Annotated in this window: 22 protein-coding genes; 9 read left to right on the top strand and 13 right to left on the bottom strand. The window is 42.6% G+C overall.

The annotated features are described in order from the left end of the window. Window positions 1-91: 91 nt before the first annotated feature. Window positions 92-2,737, top strand: a complete 2,646-nt coding sequence (topA, locus tag D9603_RS02340; protein ID WP_128729901.1) for a type I DNA topoisomerase — start codon at window positions 92-94, stop codon at window positions 2,735-2,737. 63 nt (window positions 2,738-2,800) lie between these two features. Here topA and D9603_RS02345 read toward each other — a convergent pair whose 3' ends face one another. Further along, window positions 2,801-3,043 (bottom strand): hypothetical protein, encoded by a 243-nt coding sequence (locus D9603_RS02345; RefSeq protein ID WP_128729902.1) that lies wholly within the window; start codon window positions 3,041-3,043, stop codon window positions 2,801-2,803. Window positions 3,044-3,222: 179 nt separating this feature from the next. On the opposite strand from D9603_RS02345, the gene D9603_RS02350 reads away from it, so the two are divergent. Then, a complete protein-coding gene (locus D9603_RS02350) occupies window positions 3,223-3,777 on the top strand; it encodes a TIGR00645 family protein (protein WP_125253850.1) in 555 nt (184 codons plus the stop codon). Window positions 3,778-3,780: 3 nt separating this feature from the next. Here D9603_RS02350 and D9603_RS02355 read toward each other — a convergent pair whose 3' ends face one another. Genes D9603_RS02355 through D9603_RS02365 form a run of 3 tightly spaced genes read right to left on the bottom strand, consistent with a single transcriptional unit; the run spans window position 3,781 to window position 6,235 of the window. Next, window positions 3,781-5,034, bottom strand: coding sequence for a hypothetical protein (locus tag D9603_RS02355; protein WP_128729903.1), 1,254 nt, complete (start codon window positions 5,032-5,034; stop codon window positions 3,781-3,783). Beyond that, window positions 5,031-5,864, bottom strand: coding sequence for an ABC transporter ATP-binding protein (locus D9603_RS02360; protein ID WP_128729904.1), 834 nt, complete (start codon window positions 5,862-5,864; stop codon window positions 5,031-5,033). Before D9603_RS02360 ends, D9603_RS02355 begins: the two co-directional genes overlap by 4 nt. After that, entirely contained in the window at window positions 5,864-6,235 is a 372-nt protein-coding gene (locus D9603_RS02365; protein ID WP_125253853.1) for a GntR family transcriptional regulator, read from the bottom strand. Before D9603_RS02365 ends, D9603_RS02360 begins: the two co-directional genes overlap by 1 nt. Before the next feature lie 89 nt (window positions 6,236-6,324). On the opposite strand from D9603_RS02365, the gene D9603_RS02370 reads away from it, so the two are divergent. The 7 genes from D9603_RS02370 to D9603_RS02400 all read left to right on the top strand — a co-directional run bounded on the left by D9603_RS02370 (window position 6,325) and on the right by D9603_RS02400 (window position 16,010). Then, window positions 6,325-7,812, top strand: a complete 1,488-nt coding sequence (locus D9603_RS02370) for an alpha/beta hydrolase (RefSeq protein ID WP_128729905.1) — start codon at window positions 6,325-6,327, stop codon at window positions 7,810-7,812. 3 nt (window positions 7,813-7,815) lie between these two features. Then, window positions 7,816-8,550, top strand: coding sequence for an ATP-binding cassette domain-containing protein (locus D9603_RS02375; RefSeq protein WP_128729906.1), 735 nt, complete (start codon window positions 7,816-7,818; stop codon window positions 8,548-8,550). Beyond that, on the top strand, window positions 8,547-9,683 hold the full coding sequence (locus D9603_RS02380; protein WP_125253856.1) for an ABC transporter permease: 1,137 nt from the start codon (window positions 8,547-8,549) through the stop codon (window positions 9,681-9,683). The genes D9603_RS02375 and D9603_RS02380 overlap by 4 nt, the downstream gene beginning before the upstream one ends. 195 nt (window positions 9,684-9,878) lie before the next feature. Continuing rightward, complete coding sequence (ttcA, locus tag D9603_RS02385; protein WP_125253885.1) at window positions 9,879-10,772, top strand: tRNA 2-thiocytidine(32) synthetase TtcA; 894 nt, start codon at window positions 9,879-9,881, stop codon at window positions 10,770-10,772. A 539-nt stretch (window positions 10,773-11,311) separates the two neighbouring features. After that, window positions 11,312-13,465, top strand: a complete 2,154-nt coding sequence (locus D9603_RS02390; RefSeq protein ID WP_128729907.1) for a TonB-dependent receptor — start codon at window positions 11,312-11,314, stop codon at window positions 13,463-13,465. 33 nt (window positions 13,466-13,498) lie between these two features. Beyond that, window positions 13,499-14,695 (top strand): PepSY-associated TM helix domain-containing protein, encoded by a 1,197-nt coding sequence (locus D9603_RS02395; protein ID WP_128729908.1) that lies wholly within the window; start codon window positions 13,499-13,501, stop codon window positions 14,693-14,695. Between the two features lie 328 nt (window positions 14,696-15,023). Next, complete coding sequence (locus D9603_RS02400) at window positions 15,024-16,010, top strand: kelch repeat-containing protein (RefSeq protein ID WP_128729909.1); 987 nt, start codon at window positions 15,024-15,026, stop codon at window positions 16,008-16,010. Window positions 16,011-16,080: 70 nt separating this feature from the next. Here D9603_RS02400 and uspE read toward each other — a convergent pair whose 3' ends face one another. From uspE to ccoO, 9 genes are all read right to left on the bottom strand, one after another. Beyond that, window positions 16,081-17,004 carry a universal stress protein UspE gene (uspE, locus tag D9603_RS02405; protein ID WP_128729910.1) on the bottom strand — a complete coding sequence of 308 codons (924 nt, stop codon included), beginning with the start codon at window positions 17,002-17,004 and terminating at the stop codon, window positions 16,081-16,083. Window positions 17,005-17,129: 125 nt separating this feature from the next. After that, window positions 17,130-17,864: an FNR family transcription factor gene (locus D9603_RS02410; RefSeq protein WP_125253861.1), complete on the bottom strand. Its 735-nt coding sequence runs from the start codon at window positions 17,862-17,864 to the stop codon at window positions 17,130-17,132. 183 nt (window positions 17,865-18,047) lie between these two features. After that, entirely contained in the window at window positions 18,048-18,719 is a 672-nt protein-coding gene (locus D9603_RS02415) for a sulfite exporter TauE/SafE family protein (protein ID WP_128729911.1), read from the bottom strand. A gap of 1 nt (window position 18,720) precedes the next feature. After that, complete coding sequence (gene ccoS / locus D9603_RS02420; protein WP_125253863.1) at window positions 18,721-18,921, bottom strand: cbb3-type cytochrome oxidase assembly protein CcoS; 201 nt, start codon at window positions 18,919-18,921, stop codon at window positions 18,721-18,723. Further along, a complete protein-coding gene (locus D9603_RS02425; RefSeq protein WP_128729912.1) occupies window positions 18,918-21,293 on the bottom strand; it encodes a heavy metal translocating P-type ATPase in 2,376 nt (791 codons plus the stop codon). The genes ccoS and D9603_RS02425 overlap by 4 nt, the downstream gene beginning before the upstream one ends. 6 nt (window positions 21,294-21,299) lie before the next feature. Continuing rightward, window positions 21,300-21,791, bottom strand: coding sequence for a FixH family protein (locus tag D9603_RS02430; RefSeq protein WP_125253865.1), 492 nt, complete (start codon window positions 21,789-21,791; stop codon window positions 21,300-21,302). Between the two features lie 119 nt (window positions 21,792-21,910). After that, entirely contained in the window at window positions 21,911-22,876 is a 966-nt protein-coding gene (ccoP, locus tag D9603_RS02435; RefSeq protein WP_125253866.1) for a cytochrome-c oxidase, cbb3-type subunit III, read from the bottom strand. Continuing rightward, on the bottom strand, window positions 22,873-23,058 hold the full coding sequence (locus D9603_RS02440; RefSeq protein ID WP_125253867.1) for a cbb3-type cytochrome c oxidase subunit 3: 186 nt from the start codon (window positions 23,056-23,058) through the stop codon (window positions 22,873-22,875). Before D9603_RS02440 ends, ccoP begins: the two co-directional genes overlap by 4 nt. A gap of 5 nt (window positions 23,059-23,063) precedes the next feature. Beyond that, window positions 23,064-23,738, bottom strand: coding sequence for a cytochrome-c oxidase, cbb3-type subunit II (ccoO, locus tag D9603_RS02445; protein WP_125253868.1), 675 nt, complete (start codon window positions 23,736-23,738; stop codon window positions 23,064-23,066). Between the last annotated feature and the right edge of the window lie 12 nt (window positions 23,739-23,750).

Here is a 23,750-nt window from a genome sequence, read left to right on the forward strand (position 1 = left end):
TGTAACAATAGGTGTTTGTAGATATACCTATAAGTAATTCAACGCCCAAGTAAGGGCAAACACAGACAGAATCGGTCAAAAATAGGCAGCTATGGGCAAATCGCTAGTAATTGTAGAGTCTCCCGCGAAGGCAAAAACAATCAATAAATACCTCGGCAAGGACTACATTGTTAAATCCAGTGTGGGTCATGTTCGAGATCTTCCTACTTCAGGCGCAGGCAAAACAAAAGGTTTGGCAACTAAGTCGCCAGCTGAAGTACGCAAAATGTCACCTGAAGAAAAAGCGCAATACAAAAAGCAAAAAGACTATGCAAACTTGGTTGCGAGGATGGGGATTGACCCTGAAAAGGGTTGGGAACCGCATTACGAAGTTTTGCCTGGTAAAGAAAAGGTAGTTCAAGAGCTACAAAAACTTGCTGAAGATGCAGACCACATCTATCTGGCGACGGATTTGGATAGAGAAGGGGAAGCGATTGCTTGGCACCTTGAGCAAATCATTGGCGGTGATGAAAGTAAATACAAGCGCGTGGTATTTAATGAGATCACCAAAAATGCGATAAAGCAAGCTTTTGAAGATCCAGGTGAGCTAAATACTGACATGGTATATGCACAACAGGCAAGACGATTCCTTGACCGTGTTGTGGGCTTTATGGTTTCGCCATTGCTTTGGCAAAAGGTTGCCAGAGGGCTGTCTGCTGGTCGAGTGCAATCAGTTGCAGTAAGATTACTTGTTGAACGAGAGCGTGAGATAAAAGCATTTATTCCAGAAGAGTTTTGGGATATTCACGCAGATGTTAAAGCAACAAAAGATGATATTCGCCTAGCGGTTACTAAGTTTAAAGGCGAAGCATTTAAACCAGTAAATAAAACGCAGGCTGATACTGCTGTTCAAGTGCTCGAAAACAGTGCTTACGAAGTCGTCAAAGTTGAAGAAAAGCCAAGTAAGAGTAAGCCGAGTGCACCATTTATTACATCAACAATGCAGCAGGCTGCAAGTACTCGCTTAGGTTACGGTGTTAAGAAAACTATGATGCTAGCCCAGCGTCTCTATGAAGCTGGTTACATCACCTATATGCGTACCGATTCGACAAACCTATCCAATGACGCGCTTGAAATGTGCCGTGGCTACATCGAAAACGAGTTTGGTAATAAATATTTACCGGACGCGCCACTGCGCTACTCGGCGAAAGGAAATGCACAAGAAGCACACGAAGCTATTCGTCCTTCAGATGTAAACGTGTTGTCTGGTCATCTTGATGGCGTGGAAGCGGATGCTAAAAAACTGTATGAGCTGATTTGGCGTCAATTTGTGGCCTGCCAGATGACCCCAGCTGAGTATGATCTAACGACGCTTACCGTGGCGGCAGAAGACTACACCTTGAAGGCTAAAGGCCGCGTACTTAGGTTTGACGGTTGGACTCGTGTACAACCTTCAGTTCGTAAGAAAAATGAAGAAGATCAAGCGCTACCAAGTGTAAGTGTGGGTGATAAACTCAACTTGATTGCATTAGACCCGAAACAACACTTTACAAAGCCACCAGCGCGATATAGTGAAGCAAGTTTGGTTAAAGAGCTAGAAAAGCGAGGTATTGGCCGACCTTCTACCTATGCTGCTATTATCTCGACCATTCAAGATAGAGGCTATGTACGTGTAGAGAATCGACGTTTTTATGCCGAGAAAATGGGTGAAATTGTTACCGACCGCTTGGTGGAAAACTTCAACGACTTGATGAACTTTGATTTCACTGCGAAGATGGAAGGTCGACTGGATGATATTGCAGAAGGTGAGCGGGTTTGGACGCAGGTACTAGACAAGTTCTATGCTGATTTTTCTCATCAGTTAGAAATTGCTGCCGGTGATGAAAATGAAGGCGGAATGCGACAAAATGTCATGGTAGAAACAGACATTGACTGCCCAACTTGTTCAAGAAAGATGGGGATCCGTACAGCTTCAACCGGTGTTTTCTTGGGTTGTACTGGTTATAATTTGCCCCCCAAAGAACGTTGTACCACAACAATTAACCTTGTATCAGGTGATGAAGCTGTTGCAGCGGATGCAGATGAAGAGGCAGAAGCTGAGTCACTTCGTCACATGAAGCGGTGCCCTATTTGTGAAACAGCAATGGACTCGTACCTCATTGATGAAACCAAAAAGCTTCATGTCTGTGGTAATAATCCTGCATGTAAGGGTTATGTGATTGAAACTGGTTCATTCAAAATAAAAGGCTATGATGGCCCTGTTATTGAGTGTGACAAGTGTGGCGCGGATATGCAGCTTAAATCTGGGCGATTTGGCAAATATTTTGGCTGTACCAACGAGTCGTGCAAAAATACGCGAAAATTATTGAAAAATGGTGAGGCTGCGCCACCTAAGGAAGATCCAGTTCCATTACCTGAATTAGAGTGTGAAAAATCAGACGCGCATTTCGTGCTACGTGATGGTGCATCTGGTATTTTCTTAGCGGCGCATACGTTCCCTAAATCGCGAGAAACAAGGGCACCAAAAGTTGCAGAGCTTAAACGCTTTAGAGATAGAATTTCGCCAAAATTTTATTATTTGGCTGACGCACCAGAGCAAGACTCAGATGGAAACTTGGCAATTGTGCGTTACTCAAGAAAAACCAAGACTCAATATGTAATGACCGAAGTAGACGGCAAGGCTACTGGCTGGAAGGCAACTTACAGCGATGGTAAATGGGTTGAGGAAGAAAAGGCGACACGTAAGAAAAAAGCCTAACCGCTTTTAAGAACATAAGGCTGCTCAATCTCTTGAGCAGCCTCTTACCTACATATGTTACTACTATTTGATTTCTACATCTTTAACTTTTTGATATCCAGTCGCTTGTAATTCATCGTTAACACAGCTTAGTACATACCTTTTTAGTTCGGAGGCTTGTACCTCATCATCTTTTGCCCAATCAAGGCACATTTCAGTTAGCTCTTGAACCAAGTCTGTGGGTGCAACTGGTAACTCATCGTTTGCCTTTACCAAAGTAGAAGCAAATAAAGACAGAGCGATTAATGATGAAGTTAAGGTTTTCATTCGTTTTACCTGTTAATTGAAAGAACAAGTACGTTTTAAAGCAAAAATTAAAATAAAGAAAACGAATTAATTTTGTCTTAAAGAGCAAAAAATTGATTTAAGTTATGAACAATAAAACGTGAGAATTAGGATTCATAATGCTAAATTTAGTAGTTAAATGTAATCTTTAGAACAAGGTAATGAGTAATAATATGGAACAAGATGTTAGGTCTAAAAGTGAGCAGCCTAATCGCTACGAGCACCTTTTAGAGCGAACTCTTTTTAAAGGTAGATGGCTTCTAGCTCCTTTTTTTGTTGGTTTGTTATTAGCGATAGTACTACTGCTATTAAAATTCTTTAAGCAGCTCTATGTCATGACTATCACCGCGCTTAGCGCGACAAATCAAGAGCTGTTAATTGGTATTTTGACACTGGTTGATACTGCTCTTTTGGCAGGGCTATTAATCATCATTATTTTTAGTGGGTATGAAAATTTTGTTTCGAAGTTAAATGTTGAACCGCAAGAAGATAAGCCTACCTGGATGGGAAAGGTTGGGTTTTCTGGCCTCAAAATCAAGCTTATTAGTGCCATTGTGGCTATCTCAGCCGTAGAACTATTAAAAGTATTTATTCACTCTCACGAGTTAACCAGCGAACAACTCGCATGGAAAGTTGGGATCCATATCACTTTTGTTATTTCTGGGGTGTTATTCTCTGTGACAGACTTTATAAACAGTCGGACGCATTCCCACTAAGCGTTACTCAACCTTTTTACTTGCATATAAAAGTAGCAAGCTGATAGCTATACAGTAGCCAAACATCACAAGTACGCTACTGATAGCTTGATGATGCTCTAAAAGGTAAGTTTTTAGAGCACTGTCTAAAACCAGAGCGAACATGCAGGAGAGTGAGAGTGAAATAGTATTGTTAACAATACTGCCAAGGGCAATACACAGCATAAAACTGGATACTGAGCCTGCAAAAATGAGAATATAAACGGAGTAAGGTTGTAGTGCAGACAAGCTGTCGCAAACAAGTATGATAATAAGTTGATATAGTGCCAGGCATAGAGCCAGTTTGCATGCGGCAATGTGATATGCCCGTTTAATGGAAGTCAGGCTCGAGTAGATAGGAAGCAAATAAAGTTGATCCCAGCTCATCCTAGTTTGTAGCTTTGACCAACACACGAAAATCGCAACCATAATTGTCAGCACATCCATAAACATCATCAAAAACTGAGAGTTGGCATCAAAAAACACGGCGGCAATTATTGCAAGCAGACCAGCTAACACAAAAAGTTGGAAGGTTTGTAGCAGCAAGTTTCCAGAAAAATAACTCATAGGCATCAAAAAATGCCGAAACTTCTGTGTCAACCAAGCTGGCGTGAAAGTATGAACAGGTAGTAACCCCGTTTGAATATTATTAAGGTAGGTTTGATAGGCCTCTGGGTGCCAGTGGCAGTTTTTTTGCCTTGTAAAAATGAAGTATAAAGCAATGAGGCTCGGTGGGATCGCTAACGCGGCTAATGTAGTTGGTTGGTGACCAAAAAACATAGCAGCCATTAAAAGCAGCATAAAGAAGTAACTATTGTGCTTAAAGTGGCGACTGCTTCTTTGCGTGAGCAAAAAGAAGTAGCCGCAGTATGCGCTGGCAAATAGCATGCTACAGATAACCTCAAGCACCGGTTGGTTTATCATAGCTAGCGCATTGAACGCGTAGCCAAGTAATAAAATAAGTCCACCTTGCTTGTAAACATGATGCTTGAGCGCAGGGAATAAGATTGCTCCTTCTTGCGCCTGAAGTTTGACAACTTGCCAGCAGAACGCCATCCATAAAGCACTAAGTGAGAAAACTAAAGCAAAACTTTGAAGATGTTGATCTGCTATCATGAACGCAAAAGGAGACACTAATGCGCCTAATACGCCAGGAATGAAGAAGTTGGCGGAGCCACATTCTTTCATCCACAGTCCAGAGAATCCTGACCAGTAATTTGCCTTGCCGATGAATCTCATTGATGTAGCTCCACAAAAAGCTGCTCAAGATTTGTGATGTTATGTTCAGGTTTTTTGGATCTTAAGTTACAGGAGCTTGCTTGATATACGGTAGAACGCTGAGACTGATGAAGTATTGTGGCTCCGGGTAAAGGGTCGCTGGCGCTATTTGGAACAATTTTGATCTGTTCTTTTAAGCTGTCGAGTTCTCCCGAAACGAGTACCTCTCCGTCTTTGATGATTGCAATATGGCTCGCGATACGTTCGACATCTGAGGTGATATGGGAAGAGAAAAGCACCCCTGAACCTGCGTCCAATGCTAACTCAAACAAATCACTCATAAAAGCTCGGCGTGCAATGGGGTCTAAGCTGGAAACGGGTTCATCCAAAATCAGTAACTGTGGACGGTATGACATAGCCATGATAAGCGCCAAGCTTTGTTGCTGTCCGCCAGAAAGGTTACTAACTAGCGCGTTGCCATCAAGCTCAAGTCGCGATAGCCATGTTTGCTCTAGCGTACTGTCCCAGTTAGGGTAAAAGCTTCTGTGTAGTGCCAGTGCATCATTGACTTTAAATCCTTGATAGCCACACGGTTGTTGGGGTACATATCCGATTCTTTGCTTGCATGCAGGACTAAGCTGCCGATTGTCACTGTCTAAACACCTTACGACTCCCGTGTTTTGTGAGATCAGGCCAAGGGCGATACGTAATAATGTGGTTTTACCCGCACCATTTCGCCCCAATAACCCCATCACCATACCCGGCTCAATAATAAGGTTGATATTGTTTAAAACAGCTTTACCTGCAAACTGCTTATTTACTTGATCAAATTCTAGTAGTGGGTTTGTCATTATTCTTGTTCCCAGTTTTTATCTATCAATGATAACAACTCTGTTTTACTTATCCCCAGTTGCTTAGCGTCAGTGATTAAAATACTTAAATTTTTTTGCAGAAGGTTGTCCGTTTGTTGCATGGCTAGTTGCTTTGCTACCCGGGTTGGCTGACCGCGTCTGCGTTCAAGCCAACCTTGATCTACTAGTTGCCCAATTGCACGAGATACTGTCATGGGGTTGACTGCAAAGTACTCTGCAAGTTTTCTCACCGAAGGCAATTCGTCTCCGGGATGTGCTTTACCAGACACGATTAACCGCACTATTTGATCAAATAGCTGTTTGTATATGGGCTCTGCGCTGTTGGGGTTGACATGAATAAGATCTAGCATTACTCTGATTCTACTGTATTAATACAATAATACACTGATACACTCATTTAAAGTTAGCATACTGGCGATGAGTCAACAAGGAATTAACTATGAAAAAGCCATTTAACATTAAGAAAAACTTAGTAAAGTTGGCGGCAGTACCCTTACTTATTAGTGCTGCGTTGCCACTTCGTGCAGCGACATCAGCAGTTGAATTAGCGCCTTGCTACGCTAAACACCTGAGTGATAGAGTGCAGTGTGGTACATTGTCGCAACCATTAAGTGATGAAAAACAAGATCAAAAAATTGATATTCACTTTATGGTTATTCCTGCTATCAAGCCCTTATATCCGCAAGAAGCAATACTCGCGTTTGCAGGCGGTCCTGGGCAGTCGGCGACGAGCATCGCAGCGAACTTTGAGCGCATTTTAAAATATGCCAGAGAGAATAGAGACATCATCCTTGTTGACCAAAGAGGAACTGGAAAGTCTAATCTTTTACAGTGTGGGCTTGATGATCTCGCAAGCCAGTTTGCTGTGGATGATACTTTATTAGGCTTAGACTTTTACAAAGAAGACACTATTGAGTGTAAAGAAAAACTAGCGACAGACTTGTCTGATTACACCACCCCCGCTGCGGCCAAAGACTTCGACGCGGTAAGAAAAGCGCTTGGCTATAGTAAGCTGCATTTATACGGTGGCTCTTATGGCACTCGTATTGCACTTGAGTATATGAGACAGTTCCCTGATAGCGTGGCGTCAGCAGTATTAGACGGTCTTGCACCAAGTAACCAAAGCTTATTAGCGATTGGCGGGGCGATTGAAGACTCGTTGAATGCGTTGTTTAAACAATGCCAGTCGGATCAAAAATGCGCCCAAGCTTACCCTAATTTAGCCCAGCGTTGGCAATCATTACTGACACAAGTTGAGCAAACTCCACTTAAAGTATCCGTTTTGCACCCAAGGACAAGTCAGCCATTAGATATGACAATGACTAAGTCTAAGCTATATGGCGCAATCAGGATGGCTCTTTATGCTCATCCTTCAAGAGTGTTGATCCCACTTGCTATTAGTGAAGCGAGTAAAGGTAACGTATTACCTTTAGTGGGTATGATGGCGCCGAATGAGGACGGTATGGATCTCGCCCTTGGTATGCATCAGGCCATTGTATGTGGTGAAGACTGGGCAAGGTTATCAGGTGCCGATAAAGAGAAGTACAGCAAGAATTATATTGGTAAGACAATGGTTGAAGGTCTCGATATTACCTGCCCAATATGGGATGTTAAACCGGTTCCTGATAGCTACTATGACCCTGTAGAGTCTGATATACCAACGCTTTTGCTATCTGGTGGTTTAGACCCAGCTACGCCAGCAAAGTGGGCTGAAGTGGCGATGGAAAAACTGACTAATGCAACCCATTTAGTGGCACCGACAGCAACCCATATTGTTGCGAGTCAAAGCTGTGCAAATAAACTTATTGCTAAGTTTTATGATGAAAAAGCTGTCGGAGATTTTGATACTAGTTGTCTTCAAGAAGATACACGTAAGCAATTCTTTATGAATATTAATGGCCCAGCCAGCATTGCTGATAAGGAGTAAGTCATGATCCAAGTAGATAACTTATATAAAAAAATTGGTGAAGTGAACGCGTTAGATGGGCTTTCATTCACTGCCAGTGATGGCCAAATTACGGGGTTACTAGGCCCGAATGGTGCTGGTAAAACAACATGTTTGCGCACTGTGTTTGGTTTGCTTCAGGCTGATAAAGGTCATGCCACGATAGATAATATTGATGTTGCTAAAGAGCCAACAAAAGCGAAACAGCAGCTTGGTTTATTTCCCGATCCATGTGGGCTCTATGAACGAATGACACCACGTGAATACACTCAGTTTTATGCACAGTTGAGTGGTATGGAACCAAAGGCCGCCGCAGCTGCCACACAAACGGTACTTGAGAAGTTACAAATGCTTGATATCGCTGATAGGCGTTGTAAAGGGTTTTCTCAAGGTCAGAGAATGAAAACAGCGCTAGCACAAGCGATTGTGCATAAACCAACAAATATTGTTCTGGATGAGCCGACTCGAGGGCTGGATGTAATGAGTACCAGAGTGCTACGTGATCTGCTGTTGATGTTAAAAGCACAAGGTCACTGTGTGTTGTTTTCAAGCCACGTAATGCAAGAAGTCGCAGCACTTTGCGATCATGTGGTCGTGATGGCCAAAGGGAAAGTGGTCGCACAAGGCTCCCCGCAGTCACTTTGTGAGCAAACAGGTAAAACCTCCCTGGAAGAAGCATTTATCACCTTAATTGGTACAGATGAAGGAATTGCGGCATGATGAAGTTGATTTCAATATTGTTTAAAAAAGAAGTGCTAGATGCAAGTAGAGATAAGCGCTCAGTAATGGCCGGACTTTACTACTGTATTGGTGCGCCTATCTTAATGTGTGTACTGTTTACTGTGATGTTTAAACAAATGGCATCACCAGAGGCATTAAAAATCACGATAAAAAATGCACATAATGCACCAAATCTCGTGCAGTTCCTTGCAAGTAAAGAAATTGAACATGGAGAGGGAGAGGAAGTTAAAGCGATTACTTTGGAGATCAGTGACGATTATCAGGTCAATATGACGCAAGGAAAGAGCGCCACGGTATTTATTATTGCGGATAAATCAGAGCAAAAACTACGTGCGTCAATTAATCGTTTGGAACGTAATTTGATGCTATACAACAGCGAAGTTGCTTCACTACGTCTGGTGGCCCGTGGTATTGACCCAACCATTGCCCGCGCAATCGACGTGCAAACACATGATCAAGCAACGCCTACTTCTAAAGGTGGATTTGTGCTTGGGATTGCCACGCTATCTATTATTATTTCGCTTTTTTACGCTGCGATGGGAATGGCCATTGACAGCAGTGCAGGGGAGAGAGAGCGCAACTCTTTACAACTGTTATTGAGTCACCCAATAAGCACAACACATATTGTACTAGCTAAAGTAGGCGCAATTGCAGGTTTCTCTATCATTGCATTAATTTTAACCACTGTAGTCTCTAAGTTTGCATACAACATGGTGCCGTGGGAAATGATGGGCTTTACCGTTATTATTGATTTTACGTTTATTGTTACAGCGATTTTAATTGGCTTACCAATAGCACTAATGTCTGCCAGTTTGCTTATCTTTATCTCTTTTCTTGCCAAGTCTTTTAAAGAAGCACAATCTTATGTCGCAATGGCGTTGTTTATTCCAGTAATGATGAGTATGGCGACAACGTATGATATCGCCACGGATATTATGCAGTGGATGCCTATCGCGGCTCAGCAAAATGCCATGATAGAGATCATCAAAGGTAATGCTATCCCTGTACCGCAGTTATTACTCTCTAGTGCGGTAACTTTGGGGCTATTTGCTATCTTTACCTACTTAAGTAGCCGCATGCTGAAAAGTGAAAAAGTGGTGTTCGGATTATAATATCAATGAATTAGTTCGCTTGAGATCTACACCCCAAGATAAATGAAAATGGCGCTCCATGTAAGCGCCATTTTTTGTATTTAACCTCACTGTAAATTCACGTATAATCAGCGCCCCATAATTGATGTAGTAATGTAGCAAAGCTTGAAAGCTTTACTACAGGCTTGAGTAAGTATGAGTACGGCACCTAACACCATGATAGAGCAAGATAATCGTAAAGAAGTTTTAGAGTTCAATAAGCTGCAAAAGCGTTTGCGCCGCAATGTCGGTAATGCCATTAAAGATTATAATATGATCGAAGAAGGTGACGTCGTAATGGCTTGCATCAGTGGTGGAAAAGACTCATTTGCAATGCTGGATATTTTGCTAAATCTAAAAAAAGCAGCGCCGATCCATTTTGATGTTGTAGCGGTGAACCTAGATCAAAAGCAGCCCGGTTTCCCTGAGCATATTTTGCCTGAGTACTTTGAAAGCTTAGATATTCCATACTACATCATAGATAAAGATACCTATTCAGTGGTTAAAGAAAAAGTACCTGAGGGTAAGACTACCTGTGGGCTCTGCTCTCGTTTACGCCGTGGTACTTTATATTCTTTCGCCGAGAAAATTGGCGCGACGAAAATAGCGTTAGGTCACCACTTAGATGATATTGTTGAGACACTGTTCCTAAATATGTTCTATGGCGCGAGAATGAAAGCGATGCCACCAAAGCTGCGTTCAGATGATGGTCGCAATGTGGTGATCCGCCCACTAACTTATGCTCGCGAAAAAGATCTGCTTCAGTATGCCGAGCATAAAGACTTTCCAATCATTCCATGTAACCTATGTGGCTCACAAGAAAACTTACAAAGGCAGAATATCAAGTCTATGTTAGTGGAATGGGACAAGAAAACCCCTGGCCGCGTAGAGAATATTTTTAAATCTATTCAAAACGTTAGCCCAAGTCAGTTGGCAGATACAGAGTTATTCGATTTTGAAAGTCTGCCTCTTGATAGAAATGGTGAACGAGAAGCGTATGACTTTAATGAGGCTGTAGTTTCGTCAACAAATATAGATGAGTCACTCTTTATTGATGTGACAAATATTTAATACCTATTAGCATTAATATTTGCTCAATTTGAAGGCGTAAATTTGACGCTAACTGCGTTAAGATTTTCTCACCTCACAATAGACCACTTAATTACGACAATTGGGATAACTTCTCGTTGCGCTAGGTGCCTTTACCTAGCGCTGTATTTAGCTTCCTTTTAAAGTGGCTTTATCAGTCCGCCTTTTGGTTCAAACCTCCAATCTATCAAGCCCATTTTGACTTTATTACTGAACAGTATTACTGAACAGTATTACTGAACAGTATTACTGAACAGTTTGCGCTGCCCGATAGAAGGTTCATGTTTAACAAAACGGGCATGGATGCTTCCTTCACCCTCGGGTTAATGGGTATTACATGCGTTCGAGACTGAGGTCAGAGCGGGGAACTCAATCAGTGCTTTATTAAAAATTTATCATTAGGAGCAATCCAATACTAACTGTGTTGGAAATTGCAATTATTTTCCATTTGTTATTTTAAATGCAACTAATAATTGTTATTATTTGCGGGCTGTTTTTATAATTATCTTGTGTGACCCCTAATGAACAAAATATCTAAGCTTTCCCTTATTGTCTTAGCGATGATGTATCCCTCGCTGCAAGTGTCAGCAAAGCAACAAAATGCTCAAGAAGAAATGACAGAGCAAGAGATTGAAACGATCACGGTGGTGAGCCGAACATTGAATCTATATCGTAATGGTGAGTCCACTACGGCAAAGCTTGCAGTTGACCCATTAAATTCAACTCAGATGATTACCTCGCTGAATGCGAATTTGATCCATGACTTAGGTGCAAGAGACGCTAAGGATTTATACCGCAATATTGCAGGTGTTAGTCAATTCAGTTATGCCGGAGTCACAGCACGTGGTTTTCGTCAGGAAGAAATTTACTTTGACGGCTTAAGAGGAGACCCATACGTTGGTTTTAACGTACCGCAACTTTTTAATGTTGAACGTGTCGACTTTTTAAAAGGACCATCAGGTATGCTCTACGGACCTGGTGCACCAGGGGGGCTATTTAACTACATTACAAAAAAGCCACAAGCAGAATTTAGTGCAAACACACGTATCATCTTTGGTACAGACAACCGTTTTGGCGGCTCTGCAGAAGTCACCTCTGAAGTTGCTGAAGCACAAGGCATTCGACTCGGCGCGTTTTATGAACAACAAGATACCTATCGTGATAACAGCGCCAGTGAAGTCGCAATAATTGATGCAGGCTATGCCTATGACTTTGATGATGCACGTCTGGTACTGCAATATACACACTACAAACAAGATCTTGATGCTAACCGACTTCGCGGTGTGCCAGCAGATGATAGTGGCGAGTTTCTGACCTACCCTAAGTGGAATCATAATGAACCATCCGACTTTTTAGATCTGACATCGGATGTACTACAAGCGAGTTTAGTTGGTGAGCTAACTTCATCTCTAAATTACGACGTAGCACTGCGCTATATTGATAATGAGCAATCACAGAACTATCATGAGCCAAGGGCGTTAATAGACAGTGACGGTAATGGGTATATTGACCTAGTAGCGCGTGAGTTTCGCGATCAATTAAGAGCGCAATCCCAACTGTCGTTTGCTGCAAACTTTGTCTATGAGAGCCAAGCATTCAGTGCCGAACAGCGTACAGCGTTTGGTATTGACATCTATTCAGGTGAAGAAGATGCCTTGTTAGGTCGTGCCTCTGCTTCAAATGACTTTATTTTCCGCTATCTAAATGGCACCTCTCTAAACTCTGATATTTTGCCACTGTCTTTGCATAAGCCACGTTATGGAGAAACAGACCCGAGCCAATACAATGTCAAATTTGCGCCACAGCGCACTACAAAGCAAAAGCGTAACGGTGCTTACGTTTTAAATGAACTAGCTTGGGATAAATTTACTCTAGTTAGCGGTATGCGTTTCGATAAGTTTGAGGACGATGCGAACGGCACTAAATTTGACGATAACAACATCAGCTTTAGAGTGGGTGGTATTTATAAGCTAACTAACGACGTGTCGATATACTCACAATGGGCTGATTCTTATGAGCCTCAGGGCGTTTCGAGTCAGGATGTGCAAGCTGGTGGACCGTTCGACCCGACAACCGGCGACATCATCGAAGTTGGTGTTAATGCTGAGCTATTCAGCGGCAGCACGTTGTTGAAGGTGGCGGGTTACGAAATAAAGAGGCAAAACCTGCTGCAAAGGACAGGGGTCGACCCAGAACAAGATGGAGTTGATAATCTAGCTGCAATTGGTGAAATAACCAGTAAAGGTGTGGAGGTTGAACTTATCACTGACGTGACACCAGATTGGGTGGTGAGTTTTGCCTATGCTTATAATGATGCCAAAATCACGGCTGATAATGGCTCTGGTGGGATCCGCAATAGTGTCGGTGATAGATTTGCCAATGCGCCAGAAAATCAATTGGGCATTTGGACAAGATACCAGATCCCACAATGGAACTTAGCATTTGCTGTCGGTGGGAATTATGTCGATGAGCAATTGAGCCTATCGGGGCAAACGCTTAATTCATACTTTGTTGCTGATACTTCAATCATTTGGGAAGTAGACAACTACAGCGTGTTATTTAGAGTTGAAAACGTCTTCGACAAAGAATATGCCGAGTCTGGTTTCTTAGCACGTACCGGGCATTTCCCGGGCGACCCTAGAAATGCGTTTCTTGAGTTTACCTATAATTGGTAGTTTATCGTTGTCATCAATCGTTGTGAGGGCTAAATGTTAGACAAAACCAAGCAAAGAAAACGACTGCGGAAACTGTATGATTTGCATGCTTGGGTTGGTTTTCAGCTTGCGATGGTCATGTTTGTGATCCTCACAACCGGCACGATTGCAACGGTATCAAATGAAATTGACTGGCTTGTCTTTGATCAAATGCGAGCGACGGACAAGCCCCAAGGAGAGTCTGAGCATACTGCGACAGCTTGGCGTGCGATGTACGAGTCAATCTCAACGCAATACCCTGATGGACGTATGTTAACGTTAGGCACTATTGGAGGCGACTATTTTACATATCGAGCGCGTGTGTCGTTTGAGAGTGATAAAGACAGATATGTGCATGTCGATCAATGGACTTATGAAGTAACAGGGGATATTTCAACACTGACCGTACAACGGTTTTTTAGAGACTTCCATCGTTATATGTTTATGCCTGCCGTCCCTGGGCTACCAATCGTTACTTTTTTCGCTTTTGTCTTATTGATTTCTCTTTACACCGGTCTAAAAACCACAAAAAACTGGAAAATAGCGCTTTGGCGTGTGCGACTAACAAAAGGGTCGAGGGTGCTATTAAGTGATTTACACAAGATGCTAGGGTTGTGGGGACTCTGGTTTACTACCATCATTATTCTGACGAGCTTTTGGTATTTATTTGAGTTTGGTTTACGGGTAGTCGATCATAGTTTGGAGCCAAGAACACCAAAAATAGAACAAATCAAATCAGTTCAAGGTCAAGTCGCGCTCTCTGGTGAGCAGTTCGAGGCTGCTTTTAATCAAGCTCAGGGGGCTATCAACGGTTGGACTATCACCAGTGTACATTTTCCAAGAACAGAAACATCTGCACTACGCTTTCAAGGTGTAGCCAGTAACCCATTACTTCGTGATCGTGCTCATAAAGTCTATATCAACCCCGCAACATTAGCGATCGTCGAGGTCCAAGCGCCGCAAAACCTAAAACTTAGCAGTTATCTCAATGAGTATGCCGATCCACTGCACTTCGGCTATTTTGCTGGGCTGGGCTCAAAATTGGTGTGGTTTTTAATGGGGGTTGCATTGAGCGGAATGTCATTAACAGGTGTGTTGATGACATGGAAGCGGACAAAATCATCACATATCACTCGAGCACAACTCGCTACCGCGCCACTCTTTTTGCTATCCGCGTTTTACTTCGTGTTCTGGATACAGAGATATATCTAGTCATGACAGGTTATTCTTGATTTTTCCTTAATTTTGGTAGCCTGACTGGCAAGCAGAACAAGGGTTTTATTTTATTGAACTTAGAGGCTGGATTTTTCGTATAAATTGTTGTTATTTATGAATAGTTCTATGAGTTAGTAAACGGATAGAGCGACAAAGCAACGAGTAGTGAACTGATACTCCAGCCTTTGTTTGCCTGCATGACTTACTATATAGTTGATAACAACCCTATTTAAACGCACTTGGCGAAAGTAAATGTGCACGAGAGGCTTAGGTGAGACGACTACCACTAACATTTAAGTACATATTTTGTATAGCGGCTTTGGCAATGGGGGCCACAAATGTGCATGCCCAAGAGAGCATGTCACAGCAAACTTGGCAAACTTCGACATCTTTACCCGTAGCATTTCAGGAAATTTATCCGACCGTTTTTATCAATCGCATTTTTGTAGGTGGTGGGTTTAGTGCTTCGGAGCTGGAGACTTTTCAAGGGCTTGGTCTGTCCGATAAGGTGTATCTGTTAAATCCATCGGAGGAGATATGGAAGCGTGCTCCCTCTTTACCTGATCCGAGGCACCATATAGGGTTTGCAAGTAATATTCATTACCTCTATGCAATAGGTGGATTTAGCGGAACAAAGGGAGCAGTATGGAAACCTCAATCGACAGTATATCGCTTAGATGGTCGCCTCAGACGTTGGGTGTCAGCACCAAGTTTACCAAGTCCTTTAGCTGAATCTGTATATGCTAGCATGGGGATGAATATTCATGTTATTGGTGGCAAGACTCTTGATGATGATTCTGTTAGCAACATTGATAGTACAGCGCACTATGTATTAAAAAACAATGCTTACTGGAGTAGAGCAAAGCCGTTGCCGAGTCCAAGAAGTTCTGCGGCCAGTGCCGTGATTGGCGATGATATTTATGTAATTGGTGGGCGGACAAGCGGGGATGAAGCTACAAATTTAAACACGGTAGAAGTTTATAACAGCACAACTGATTCTTGGAGAGCGTTGGCACCTCTACCCATAGCTGCAGCTGGTTTAGCCGCAAGCGTGATTAACGGTAAGATCTTGGTTACTGGTGGCGAAGCTCTTGATTATCAAAATGAACAGGATACTGGCAAGGTTTACAAGTCTGCATGGCTTTATGATCCAAAACTTGATGCCTGGCAATCGTTGCCGGATATGCCATTTCCACGTCATGGCCACGGTCAAGTGAGTCATAATGGCTGGGTTTATGTGATGGGAGGCGCTTCAAAACTAGGCCCCAAAAAAACGCTAAAGAGTACGGTTAAATTCAAGTTACTCGATTAGTGCACTGTCACAAAAATAAGGTAAATCAGAGGAGGAGTCTAACAAGACTCCCCTTGTTATTAGAGGAATATCAATCTGCTAGCGGTGATTGATAGCCATCAGGCTTTAATGCCAATACATCACAGTCAAGACTGTCGATAACATGCTCAGCAGTATTACCTACAAGCGCTGCGCTCAAGCCGGTACGACCAACAGTACCAATAACGACAAGTTCAGCATCTTTCTCTTTGGCAACATGCGGGATCACATCTTCAGGTAGACCTTCTTTGATAATGCAGTCATGTCTGTCTATCGAGAAGCTATCTGCTAACGCAAAGGTTTCATCTTCATGGTGTTTTTTAACCGCTTCATTGTACTGCGATGGGTTAAACTCGGGGATCTCAATAGCAATATTGACAGGCGTCGCAGGGTAAGAGTTGACCAAACTAAGCTTCGCGTTTGCCAACCCACATAAAAATTGTGCATCAGTAATAATACGCTTATTTAACGTTTGGTGTTGCTCATTATCACTTACAGAGTTGACTGCGGCGATAATATTGCCTTGCTCAGGCCATGCGTGATCTTTCACCAGTAGGAGCGGAGCGGGGCACTTTCGAATAAGATGCCAATCGGTAGGCGTAAAGATAACGGACTTTAAAGTGTCATGCTCGTGAGTAGATTTAATAACGAGGTCATACTCATGCTCAAGCACGGTTTTGATGATGGCTTCGTATGGACGGTTATGCCAAACTACTTTGGTTTTTATATTGACGTCGGGGAAAGCTTTGACCATATCCGCCAGCCACAGCTCTCTATCTTTGATCACGGCTTCACGCATGCTTTCACGTTCGCCTTTAGATAACATGGTTGTCATCTCGTAAGAGAAGTCGTAGATAGACATAAATGCGGTGATATCTGCACCGGTACGTTTAGCGAGGTTAATAGAACGCGCTAGGCTATTCTGACGCTCTTTGGTTGGGTCAATAACGGTGAGTATATTTTTAATTTGATCCACGACTATCTCCTTAAAACGGCAAATTAACAATAAGAGCCGCAAGCTAGTATTACCTTTGCGACTCTATTGAGTGTAACCGATCTTACTTAAGGATAAAGCCCTAACAATAATTAGTTTGTTTTAAATCAAGATGCAATTGCTGCTGTTTCAGCGAGTGCCTCAGCATCATTAATCGTAATGAACTTACCTTCAACCTTTATGATCCCTGCTTTTTGAAAACGACTGAGCAGGCGGCTGATAGTCTCAACGGTTAAACCTAAGTAATTGCCAATTTCACCACGCGTCATCGTAAAGCGAAACTCTTTGCGAGAAAAACCGCGTTCACCAAAGCGGTTGGAGAGATTAAATATAAACGTAGCTAGGCGCTCTTCCGCTGTTTTTTTGTTAAGAAGCAACAGCATTTCTTGGTCATAATTAATTTCACTACTCATTAAACGCATGATTTGCTGGCGTAACTTAGGTAATTTTCCAGCAAGTTCATCTAACGTATCAAATGGGATCTCACATACCATTGAGGTCTCTAATGCTTGTGCAAAGCTTTGATGCTGCATCTTATTGATGGCATCAAAACCAACGAGATCACCCGCTAAGTGAAACCCTGTGATTTGTTCATCACCTTGCTCTGACAGGGTATAACTTTTAAATGAACCAGAACGAACAGCAAAAATAGCATTTAGCTTACTACCAGATTCAAACAGGTAGTCACCTTTATGCAAGGGCTTTTTGCGCTCGATAATTTCATCCAGCTTATCCATTTCGCTGCCATTTAATGAAAAGGGCAAGCATAGCTGGCTGATGCTGCAATTGTTACAGCTAATGGTGCATTGGCTCTTTGAGCGATTTTGATTACTTAAGTCCATAAAATTTCCATAAGTCTGTGACGCACACGAAGGCGCTCCAGTTACTACTCATTTTTTGAGTGGCCTGGGGTGCCGCAAACTCTCACAACACGCAAAAGATGAAACTGTTTTTAATTGGAGCTCCTACTCTCAAAAAATGTCACTAGTCATCTAAAATGATGAGTTTGCTTAGATAAGGATAGGTTAATGTACTAGCTTATCAGTTGCAATAATAATTAGATAAACGCCGTACCAAATCAGTAAGTTTCCCATGATAATTCGTGTAACTAGATGATTAATAAACTTTTGTAATAGTAACGCGGATTGTCCCATGGCAATAAGCGCAGGTAGAGTGCCTGCGCCGAAAGCGAGCATAATCAATGCGCCTTCAAATGGGCTTTTAGCTTGGAGTGTCCAAGTTAGCGCCGAATATACTAATCCACATGGTAACCATCCCCACAATACGCCATATAGAAAGGCCTTTGGCTTTGTATTGATTGGTACCAAATATTTATTTAGCTTAACTATATGCTGCCATATTAGGCTTTTCGCTAGCGATTCAAGCCACTTTAGTGTGCTGGCGAGGCGCATAATATATATGCCTATCAATATCATAAAGACACCGCTCATCAGTTGCAGCACATTGGCAATCATAGTATTTTGTTTTGCTAAGCTTGCACCTAGTAGCGCAACTAATGCGCCTGCTAACGCATAGCTGCTGATACGGCCGACGTTGTAAAGTATTGCAACAACTAAACTTGGCAATTGTTTACTGGCAAGCTGCAATGAACTGGCTATTCCCCCACACATGACTAAGCAATGTCCACTACCAGCAAGCCCCATGATAAGCGCACTCAGCAGGCTAACCTCATTCATGTTAATTATCTTGGTCTGACTTATTTGTGGAGCGTTTAGCGTTATTTTCGTCCGCTTTTATTTTATCGTCGTCAAATAAAATGCTGTGACCTTGTTTATTCAAGTCGGAAAATTGCTCACTTCTTACCGCCCAGAAGAAAATACCAATTGCAATAATGACGAATAAAATAGCGATAGGTATTAATACGTAGATAATACTCATAGTTTTAATAGCCTTAGTGAATTTCCAATTACGATGATGGAGCTTGCTGACATACCGATCACCGCAATCCAAGGGGGGATCAAGCCAAGTGCCGCGAGCGGTAAGATGGAGCCGTTGTACATTAATGAAATGGTGAGGTTTTGCTTTACAATCCTTCGTGTTTGCTTCGCTACCTGCTGTAGTGCCAAAATGGCGTTTAAATCACTGTTGAGTAGTACGACATCCGCGGTGTTTTTTGAAATATCAGCGCCAGTATCCATCGCAACAGATAGGTGAGCACTATTAAACACAGGGCTATCATTAATACCATCACCCACCATAGCGACCACTTCACCTTGCTCTGACCACGTATCTACTGCTTGTTGCTTAAGCTCTGGTGTGCAGCCAATTTGATAACTATCGAGCGCCAGCTGAGCAGATAGCTCCTTACCTGCGTTAGAGCTATCACCTGTGAGCATATGACATGTAAGGCCAGCTTGTTGTAGTTTCTCTACGACAGACTCCGCATTATTTTTGACCTTGTCGTTGAAATAAAAATCGGCAATGGCTTTACCATCAACAAATAATGTAGCTTGCGCAAAAGAAGCATGGTTATTAAACCAATGACTTTTACCCAAGGCTAACTCATGGCTACGCCAGCGGCCTTTAATACCTGACCCTGCAATGACTTCAACATCTTGAATTAAGTTATCTGCAGGTGTTATGTGGGCAAATGCACGTGCAATAGGGTGCTCTGAAAAACGCTCTAATGCTGCCGCAAGTTCTAGAATTTGAGATTCTGTGTATTGAGTCTGTAGTATTTCAACATGTTTAATTGAAAAGCGACCATCCGTTAAAGTCCCTGTTTTGTCAAACGCCACGCGTGTGAGTTTTGTTGCAGTTTCAAGGACATGTGCTTCTTTGATTAAAATTCCTTTTTTGGTTAGCGAAGCCACAGCGCAGGTTAAAGCAGTTGGTATAGCCAAGCTTAGGGCGCAGGGGCAGGTAGCAACTAACACCGAAATTGTAACCCAAAACGCTTTATCTGGTGAAATAGGATACCAGCCAATTGCCGTTATGGATGCAAATACAAGTAGGCAGGCAACAAACCATTGAGCCACTTTGTCGGTTACTTCGACCAGTTTTGGGCGTTTTGTAAGTGCATTATGTTGTAACCGTATTATCTGGTTCAACAGGGTGTTCTGACCAATTTTATTAATTTCTAGCGTGATCACACCATCGTGATTAACAGTACCGGCATATACCTGGTGACCTTGATACTTTTTAACAGGTTGGTGTTCACCTGTCATCATAGACTCATCAACAGTGGTATTACCGCTGATGACTAAGCCATCCGCTGGAATGGTCTCGCCAGCCTTGACTAGTATACGATCGTTGAGTTTAAGTTTTTTTGCTGCGATATGCTGTTCGTTGTTCTGATCATCGATTTTTCTGGCAGTCAGTGGTAGTAATTTTTGTAGGTTAGCGGTAAATTCGCTGGCTTTTAATCGAGCTCTAAACTCTAAATATTTACCCAATAATAATAAAAAGGTAAACATACAGATAGACTCAAAATATACCTCACCGACTTCCATAAATGTGGCATAGGTACTCGCGCCATAGGCACCAAATATAGCTAAGGAAACCGGCAAATCCATATTCAGCTGTTTGGCTTTTAGCCCTTTAACGGCATTGGTTAAAAATGGCATTGCTGAATATAAAATAACCGGGGAGGCAAGGATCAGGCTTATCCAGCGGAAGTATTGCTCAAAATCTTCTTCCATTCCTGAAAACATGCCAAAATACATGGCAAATGCAAACATCATGACTTGCATGGTCATCAAACCTGCAACACCTAACCGACGGATATATGCTTTTGCTACAGCTTGTTTTTGGGCGGCTTCTTCATCGGCTTGAAAGGGGTAAGCTTTATAACCAATTTCCATTAAGGATTTTATGATGTCACTGAGCTTAACATTTTTGTCTTGCCACACTATCATCGCGCGATGAGTTGAGGTGTTGACATCGACACGAATGATCCCCCCAAGAGCCAATAGTTGTTTTTCTATTAGCCAAGCACAGGCGGCGCAGCTTATGCCTTCAACACTCAATAACACCTCTTTGGTGTCGCCGCTCGTCTCTACGAAATCTTCTTGTATCTCGTCATTATCGTAGCTGAGCAGCATTTTTAGCTGCTCGGGGATCAGCTCTTCGACTTTTCCCGCACTTTCAGTTCGGTAAGTGTAATAATCGCTCATCCCTTGAGAAATAATAGTTTCTGCAACGGCCTGGCAGCCGATACAACACACAGGTTGAGTATTACCCTCAAAGGTAACTGAGCCTACAAATCCCTTGGGAATAGGCTCTAAACAATGAAAACACGAGTTGGCCATGGCAGTTTACTTATACTGAGGAGTAATTGCGATGATGCCATTGTGTGGAAGTTGGATCTTTTCTTTCATTTTCCAACTATTATCCATAGGCTCTATGAATACAGTAAATGCACCTTCATGGGGTTCATCAAATAAACCGGTAAACGCTCCGCTGGCATTTTTAGTAAGGGTGACGTCGAAATCGTATTTTTCTATGGTGCGGTGATAAAAAGAGAGTTTTAGTGCGTGAACTTTTGAAGCGTCACCTTTGGTGAATTTAAACGTTACTTTTTGCTCTGCAACTTGCAGATCACCATGTAAGTAGAGTGCTTTGGCTTTATCAAACTTACTGAGTTCGAGATTGATCGCTTTACCTTTTTTGTAGTAATCATCAACGACCATATCGGGGCCATTACCGACGGCAAATGTGATGAGAAAAACACAGGCAACGACAGTGACAAGTGGGAAAAACATTAAAAACCAAGGCCAAAAATTCTTATACCAAGGGGTAGGGTTCATAGTTGCTCACATGGCTATAAAACTTGCGGATATTCTACCGTAAGTTACGGTAAATACCTAAAAAAAAGCCTCCAAATAGGAGGCTTTTTTGATCTCAAATAAAGTTCTAAACGAGCTGTTTACTTGTCTTGCGACAGGCTGTAAACATACGCCGTTAACAGGTGAACTTTATCTTCACCTAAGATGTCTTTCCAAGCTGGCATTACACCGGCACGGCCATGACGAAGTGTATCTTCAACTGCACGTTGAGAACCACCATAAAGCCAAATATTATCGGTTAGGTTTGGTGCTCCGAATGGTAGATTATGGGCAACAGAACCTTTACCATCCATACCGTGACATGCTGCACACATCGCAAATTTAGCTTTACCTGCATCCGCGTCTTTTTGGTTAACAGTACGTCCAGACAGACTGAGTACATAAGCCGTCATTTCTTTAATACCTTGATCACCAAGTGCATCTTGCCAACCAGGCATTGCGGCAACACGACCGTGAAGTAATGTCGCTTTAATTGCGTCTGGTGTTCCGCCGTATAACCAATCTTTGTCAGTTAGGTTTGGAAAGCCTGTACCGCCACGAGCATCAGAACCGTGACATTGTGCACAGTTTTGTGCAAATAGACGTTGACCGATCTCAAGTGCTTCTTCGTTTTCAGCTAATGCTAAAACATCTTGCTTAGCAAATTCTTGGAAGATAGGGCCAAAACGGTCTTCTGCTGCTTTCACTTCTTGGTCAAGCTGAACCCACTCGCCATTGGCTTTAGCTTCAGCGATCGCGTTTTTGGACTCTTCCAAAGTAGTAATACCTTGGTTTGAACTCGTCCAGTTCAAAAAGCCCTTAAAATTACCAAGACCTGGATAGGCTGCAAGATAATAAACAGACCAAACAAAAGTTGCGAAGAACATGTATGTCCACCACTTAGGTAGTGGGTTGTTTAGTTCCTCAATTCCGTCAAACTCATGACCACAGCTTTCGCCTTCTTTGACGCCTACATAGTTTTTTAGGTTCCAAAGCAGCAAGCCGAAAATCAGAGCTAGACATGCTAGGGTTAGTACGATAACCCAAATACTCCAAAAGCTAGTCATTTTTCAGACTCCTTTTCCTCGTTAGAGATAGTGCTATTGTGTTTTTTCTCATCTTCAAAAATGGCATTAGCTGCGTCGTCGAAACGGCGCTTAGAACGCTTGCTATATGCCCACACAACAATCACTAAAAACAGTACCAAAATTACCAGAGTCAAAATGCCTCTGTATGTGCCGTAATCCATAACAATTACTTCAAATGTGTGCCAAGTTGCTGTAAGTAAGCGATTAGTGCTTGCATTTCTGTTGCACCTTCGCCACCGTTCATCGCGTGGATTTCATCAACTTGCGCTTGTAGTTCAGCATCATCACCGTAGCCTTTGCCATTGTAGCGGTCTGACGACTTGTCAATACCAAAAGCATCACGGAACACTTGTAATTTTTTCAGAGTATAAGTGGTATCTACCTTAGTAGTATCAAGCCAAGGGTAGCCAGGCATATTTGACTCAGGTACTACAGAGCGAGGATCCATTAGGTGCGCATAATGCCAATCGTCTGAATAACGTTGACCAACGCGAGCAAGGTCTGGACCTGTACGCTTGGAGCCCCACTGGAATGGGTGATCCCATACCGACTCACCTGCTACAGAGTAGTGACCATAACGCTCTACTTCATCACGGAATGGACGAACCATTTGTGAGTGACAGTTATAACAACCTTCACGAACGTAGATGTCACGACCTTCCATTTCAAGCGCAGTCAGTGGGCGTAGACCCTCTACAGGCTGAGTGGTATCTTTTTGGAACATTAGGGGAGTGATTTCAACTAATGCACCAAAGCTAATCGCGAATACCGTTAAGATAGCCATTAGGCCAACGTTCTTTTCGACGATTTCGTGTTTGTTTGTTGAGTTATTGTTGCTCATACTCGACACCCC

The organism is Pseudoalteromonas sp. PS5 (assembly GCF_004103255.1).
Taxonomy (GTDB): Bacteria; Pseudomonadota; Gammaproteobacteria; order Enterobacterales; family Alteromonadaceae; genus Pseudoalteromonas; species Pseudoalteromonas peptidolytica.

Bases quoted from the DNA above. Each gene is read 5' to 3' on its own strand.
- topA (WP_128729901.1), top strand. From the start codon at position 92: ATGGGCAAATCGCTAGTAATTGTAGAGTCTCCCGCGAAGGCAAAAACA.
- D9603_RS02345 (WP_128729902.1), bottom strand. From the start codon at position 3,043: ATGAAAACCTTAACTTCATCATTAATCGCTCTGTCTTTATTTGCTTCT.
- D9603_RS02350 (WP_125253850.1), top strand. From the start codon at position 3,223: ATGAGTAATAATATGGAACAAGATGTTAGGTCTAAAAGTGAGCAGCCT.
- D9603_RS02355 (WP_128729903.1), bottom strand. From the start codon at position 5,034: ATGAGATTCATCGGCAAGGCAAATTACTGGTCAGGATTCTCTGGACTG.
- D9603_RS02360 (WP_128729904.1), bottom strand. From the start codon at position 5,864: ATGACAAACCCACTACTAGAATTTGATCAAGTAAATAAGCAGTTTGCA.
- D9603_RS02365 (WP_125253853.1), bottom strand. From the start codon at position 6,235: ATGCTAGATCTTATTCATGTCAACCCCAACAGCGCAGAGCCCATATAC.
- D9603_RS02370 (WP_128729905.1), top strand. From the start codon at position 6,325: ATGAAAAAGCCATTTAACATTAAGAAAAACTTAGTAAAGTTGGCGGCA.
- D9603_RS02375 (WP_128729906.1), top strand. From the start codon at position 7,816: ATGATCCAAGTAGATAACTTATATAAAAAAATTGGTGAAGTGAACGCG.
- D9603_RS02380 (WP_125253856.1), top strand. From the start codon at position 8,547: ATGATGAAGTTGATTTCAATATTGTTTAAAAAAGAAGTGCTAGATGCA.
- ttcA (WP_125253885.1), top strand. From the start codon at position 9,879: ATGATAGAGCAAGATAATCGTAAAGAAGTTTTAGAGTTCAATAAGCTG.
- D9603_RS02390 (WP_128729907.1), top strand. From the start codon at position 11,312: ATGAACAAAATATCTAAGCTTTCCCTTATTGTCTTAGCGATGATGTAT.
- D9603_RS02395 (WP_128729908.1), top strand. From the start codon at position 13,499: ATGTTAGACAAAACCAAGCAAAGAAAACGACTGCGGAAACTGTATGAT.
- D9603_RS02400 (WP_128729909.1), top strand. From the start codon at position 15,024: ATGGGGGCCACAAATGTGCATGCCCAAGAGAGCATGTCACAGCAAACT.
- D9603_RS02410 (WP_125253861.1), bottom strand. From the start codon at position 17,864: ATGGACTTAAGTAATCAAAATCGCTCAAAGAGCCAATGCACCATTAGC.
- D9603_RS02415 (WP_128729911.1), bottom strand. From the start codon at position 18,719: ATGAATGAGGTTAGCCTGCTGAGTGCGCTTATCATGGGGCTTGCTGGT.
- ccoS (WP_125253863.1), bottom strand. From the start codon at position 18,921: ATGAGTATTATCTACGTATTAATACCTATCGCTATTTTATTCGTCATT.
- D9603_RS02425 (WP_128729912.1), bottom strand. From the start codon at position 21,293: ATGGCCAACTCGTGTTTTCATTGTTTAGAGCCTATTCCCAAGGGATTT.
- D9603_RS02430 (WP_125253865.1), bottom strand. From the start codon at position 21,791: ATGAACCCTACCCCTTGGTATAAGAATTTTTGGCCTTGGTTTTTAATG.
- ccoP (WP_125253866.1), bottom strand. From the start codon at position 22,876: ATGACTAGCTTTTGGAGTATTTGGGTTATCGTACTAACCCTAGCATGT.
- D9603_RS02440 (WP_125253867.1), bottom strand. From the start codon at position 23,058: ATGGATTACGGCACATACAGAGGCATTTTGACTCTGGTAATTTTGGTA.
- ccoO (WP_125253868.1), bottom strand. From the start codon at position 23,738: ATGAGCAACAATAACTCAACAAACAAACACGAAATCGTCGAAAAGAAC.